This window comes from Anaerotignum sp., from assembly GCF_030625865.1.
Taxonomy (GTDB): Bacteria; Bacillota; Clostridia; order Lachnospirales; family Anaerotignaceae; genus Chakrabartyella.
The window spans coordinates 1-4,174 of the sequence record NZ_DAOUQB010000079.1; the positions used below are offsets into that span (position 1 = coordinate 1).

Here is a 4,174-nt window from a genome sequence, read left to right on the forward strand (position 1 = left end):
GGTTCAACAAATCTTCCTTATTCTCACCTGGTAGGCCTATTATTAAATGAGCACCAAGATGAAAACCTTTATTTTTACAAATTTCATAAGTAGCTTTTGTTTCTTCATGAGTATGACATCTATTAACGTTTTTTAACGTCCTGTTTAAAGTACTTTCAACTCCAAATTCAAGAGAAATAAAATATCGTTTAGATAAAAATGATAAGTAATCAATAATTTCTTCGGAAATACAATCGGGTCTGGTACCAATAACTAAACCTACAACATTAGGCACACATAAAGCTTCTTCATATTTTTTTTTAAGTGATTTAATATCAGAATATGTATTTGTATATGCTTGAAAATAAGCTAAATATTGTTGAGATTTGTATTTTTTTGCAAATCTACTTATACCTTCTTCCAGTTGCTGTTTTATACTTTTTGTAGGTTCACAATAATCAGGATTAAAGGTGCTGTTATTACAGTAGGTACAACCACCATAACCCTTGGATCCATCTCTATTAGGACAAGAAAAACCAATATCTAATGATATTTTTTGCACCCTCTCTCCAAACGTTGATTTAATGAATGAAGAGTAATCTAAATAACGTTTACCTGTAAATTGCATCTTAAAAAGTGTAAACTATTTCTCTTTAACTTTGTAAAGGATGTCCCTTTATCGTACCCTAATGCTTGCTAACGTTTTGGCTATGGTATGTTGTGGTTTAAATTGCTGTATTTTTCCGCTAGCGATATCTTTTTTTTATGATCTCTTACTTCGGGTAAATCACTTTGCCACAATAAGCTATAGCCTATGTTGGCTTTAGTTTTTTGCAAATTTAATTAATGGCTTGACATTTCCATTGTCAGCTTTTTTTAAGGCATCTATATATTCTTTTTTTATTTCATCTGCTTTGACCATATTTGATTGATGCCAGGTAAATATTTCTTTCTCAAAAATAGATTCCATAATTATGTCGGCCATCATTCTAGAATGCCTTCCGTTTCCATTTGGAAAGCAGTGAATTGAAACAATTCGATGTTTGAATTTAATAGCAACTTCTTCCGGTGAAAAGGTATTATTTTTAATCCAATATTTTGTGTCGTCCAGCAAGTTCTTTAATTCAATTCCAATTTGAGTCCATTTAATACCTATGTTTTTTTCAGACCTTCTAAATTCGCCTGCCCATCTCCATACATCACTAAACATTTTTTTATGCAAGTCTTTTACAAACTTTTCAGTTAATATTTTTTCAGGCTTTAAATTCGAATGAATGGTCCATTCGACAGCCTTTTCAATGTTCAATTGCTCGAACTCATCCAGTTCCCCTTGAGTTGTAATTGACTTTATTTTCAGATCTTCCTTTTCTTCTTCATCTAAAGGGGTTTGTCCATCTCCGTATTGTAATTCTAATCCCATAAAGATTTTCTTACCTCCCTTTTTATTTCCTTTGCAAGGTCTTTTATTGTTTTATTAATCTTTTCATCTCCAATTCCTTGGTCCTCTAACTTCATATTTTGATTGGTCCGTAAAACTATTTTTTGGGCCATTTTTTCAGATTTTAAGCTAATTAAATTGTCAATGCTCCCATTATTTGGGACAAATCCATATACAAATTTCATATCCAATGCTTGGCCTGCATCTTTCAATTTGTTAATTGTAATTTGGCCCAAAGCTTCTCGTTCTTCAATTTTTTGTATTGCCCCTTTTGTTAATTGAAGTTTGGCACCTAGTTGCTCCCTTGTCATGTTAAGAGTGGTCCTAATGGTGTTAATCCACCCCCTTTGTGGGACTAGGACAATTGCTGAATCTTTAAATTTTTCTAATTTTTGATCCAGTTGTTCTATAAGAAGTTGTTTTTTGTTCCTCATTTCGCTTTAAATAATATACATATACGTATAAAAATATTGACAAAAGTATACAAATATGTATAAAAAACAAAAAATAAGCATATTTATATGTATTCTTTTGTATTAAAATGGAAACTTAAACGTATACCTTCTAAGAGGAGAGACAGTCTGTCTAAAATTAAAGCCAACGATTAGTATAAGAATAGTGGCCGATTGCAGGCTTCATTCCTATCAAGTTACAAGAAAGTTGAAGTGGGCTACCACCTCTGAATTTACTACTATTTCGGCAATTATTTTTATACACTGTTGTGCCTTTGTTATTCGTATTATTTGAATATTACATAGTAATAACCACGTTCCCTTTTTTGTGTCCTTTGTCAACATACCTATGAGCCTCAACTATTTGTTCCATAGGGTAGCGTCTGTCTATGACCGATCTCAACTTACCTTTCTCGCAGAGTTCTTTGAGAAATATCAGGTCTTCAGTCTTTAACTTAAAGTTGCTTGATAGATCAAGTACGTTAAGATAGGTTCCTGTTTTCGTCAGGGACTTTTTACGTTTTGAAGGTGCAATCTTCCCTACTGCATCAAAAATAACATCATAAGTATTATTGCTTTGTGTAAAATCTTCTTTCGTGTAATCGATAAGGTTATCAGCTCCCAGAGATTTCACCATTTCCAAATTCGCAGTGCTGCATACTCCTGTAACTTCTGCCCCAAAGAATTTCGCAAGCTGTATTGCAAAAGTGCCTACGCTGCCAGAAGCTCCATAGATTAAAACTTTTTGACCCTTCTGAATATTTGCTTTTCTAAGATTAAGCAAGGCGGTTAATCCCCCATTAGGAACAGGGGCTGCTTCCTCGTAGGTCATATTAGTTGGTTTTATTGCCAGTATCCCATCTTCGGGCATACAGCGATACTCGGCGTAGGCACCAAATTCAAACTCTGTGGATGCAAAAACGGGATCACCTTTCTTAAACAGTTTAACATCTTTGCCCACCGCTTCAATTTCTCCGGCTAGTTCCATTCCAAGAATTTTTTTTCTTGGTCCTCTGAACCCAATCATTATTCGCATCATGGGCCTGAAAAAGAAATCCTTGACAGGTCCTAAACCAGGCTTTAATCTTCGAATCTTAGTGTCCCCTATGTGTACTGTTGTAGCATGTACTTTTATAAGCACTTCATTATCCTTATGCAAGGGATTTTCTATTTCTTTAAGCTGAAGAACCTCCGGTGGTCCGTATTTGGTGCAAACAATGGCTTTCATTTTCTTTATATCTTATTCACAGGCTAATAATATGGCGCACAACGGTCTCGGCTATGATTTCGTTGTGAACAAATCCGTTAGAATTTTCCGCTATCTAAATCAGCCATGTTAAATATATTAAACTTTGGTGTCGCATAAAACTACAATGAATTATAACCATTGTTGGCAACAGTTTTATTGTTTTTCAATTTCCTTTAGAAACGATAGAACAACTGTCCATGTATCTTCAACTTCACTTCCAACCCTTTCTTCAACAAGCATAGATGAACCATGGACGCCATTTTTAGGCACATAAGTTTGATGATTGTACTTATTTGCTAAATCAAATTGCGACTTTGAGTTTTCATTCTCCATTTCATTAGGTGGTCTTAATATTATCAAAGGTATCTTTAATGTTTCAAAATATTTATCAGGAAGGCAATCTTTCATTGATCCACCAGACGCAGGTGAAAATGCTAATACTCCATTAACATCATTTTGTCTATTGTTGGCTAGTTGTATGGCAAGAGAAGCACTATAGCTACTTCCCCAAATAATTTTGTCTCCCGAAAATCCGGAATCCATTATAAAATTTAAAGCACTTTCAAGATTATTATATGCATCACAATAGCCATAACCATCACCATAACTATTAGTAGGAATGTTAGCAAGAGTACGATTATAACTTCCATAATATTGCCCTCCTGCTCTTTGGTCAATCGCTAATATGTTGTAACCCTTCTCAATTAAATTAGGAATGATAGATGCATATTCTCCTCTGGCATTTGACCCACTTTGGTGAAAGAGTAGTATTGTTTTTTCTTTTTTATCTAATTCATATAAATCTCCGAAAATCTTAATGCTATCTGGAGTGTAAAAACTAATTTCTCTGACATTCGTCATTTCATTTGAAGTTTCCTTTTTCATTTCATTTTTACACGAGCATAGAATAAGTAAAAATCCGATAAAAGTTAATGATACAATTCTCATGATTACTTTTTGTTTTTATTGTTGCTAACTATTTTGTAAAGTCTATATAGTGTTTATGTTCTTATATACGCTATTCTCTATAATCCTTGTCATTAATGTCTTTTGATT

5 protein-coding genes are annotated in these 4,174 nt (G+C 33.5%); all 5 read right to left on the bottom strand.

The annotated features are described in order from the left end of the window. Positions 1–541: TIGR01212 family radical SAM protein (locus P9Q65_RS13115; RefSeq protein WP_304509959.1), on the bottom strand; the 541-nt coding region annotated here is incomplete at its 3' end. Positions 542–802: 261 nt separating this feature from the next. Further along, on the bottom strand, positions 803–1,399 hold the full coding sequence (locus P9Q65_RS13120; RefSeq protein WP_304509961.1) for a mobile mystery protein B: 597 nt from the start codon (positions 1,397–1,399) through the stop codon (positions 803–805). After that, entirely contained in the window at positions 1,390–1,851 is a 462-nt protein-coding gene (locus tag P9Q65_RS13125) for a mobile mystery protein A (RefSeq protein ID WP_304509963.1), read from the bottom strand. Before P9Q65_RS13125 ends, P9Q65_RS13120 begins: the two co-directional genes overlap by 10 nt. A gap of 316 nt (positions 1,852–2,167) precedes the next feature. Continuing rightward, on the bottom strand, positions 2,168–3,097 hold the full coding sequence (locus tag P9Q65_RS13130) for an NAD(P)-dependent alcohol dehydrogenase (RefSeq protein WP_304509965.1): 930 nt from the start codon (positions 3,095–3,097) through the stop codon (positions 2,168–2,170). 174 nt (positions 3,098–3,271) lie between these two features. After that, on the bottom strand, positions 3,272–4,003 hold the full coding sequence (locus P9Q65_RS13135) for a hypothetical protein (RefSeq protein WP_304509967.1): 732 nt from the start codon (positions 4,001–4,003) through the stop codon (positions 3,272–3,274). Between the last annotated feature and the right edge of the window lie 171 nt (positions 4,004–4,174).

Excerpts from the sequence above, each read along its gene's own strand:
- P9Q65_RS13125 (WP_304509963.1), bottom strand. The coding sequence starts at position 1,851 with ATGAGGAACAAAAAACAACTTCTTATAGAACAACTGGATCAAAAATTA.
- P9Q65_RS13130 (WP_304509965.1), bottom strand. The coding sequence starts at position 3,097 with ATGAAAGCCATTGTTTGCACCAAATACGGACCACCGGAGGTTCTTCAG.
- P9Q65_RS13120 (WP_304509961.1), bottom strand. The coding sequence starts at position 1,399 with ATGGGATTAGAATTACAATACGGAGATGGACAAACCCCTTTAGATGAA.
- P9Q65_RS13135 (WP_304509967.1), bottom strand. The coding sequence starts at position 4,003 with ATGAAAAAGGAAACTTCAAATGAAATGACGAATGTCAGAGAAATTAGT.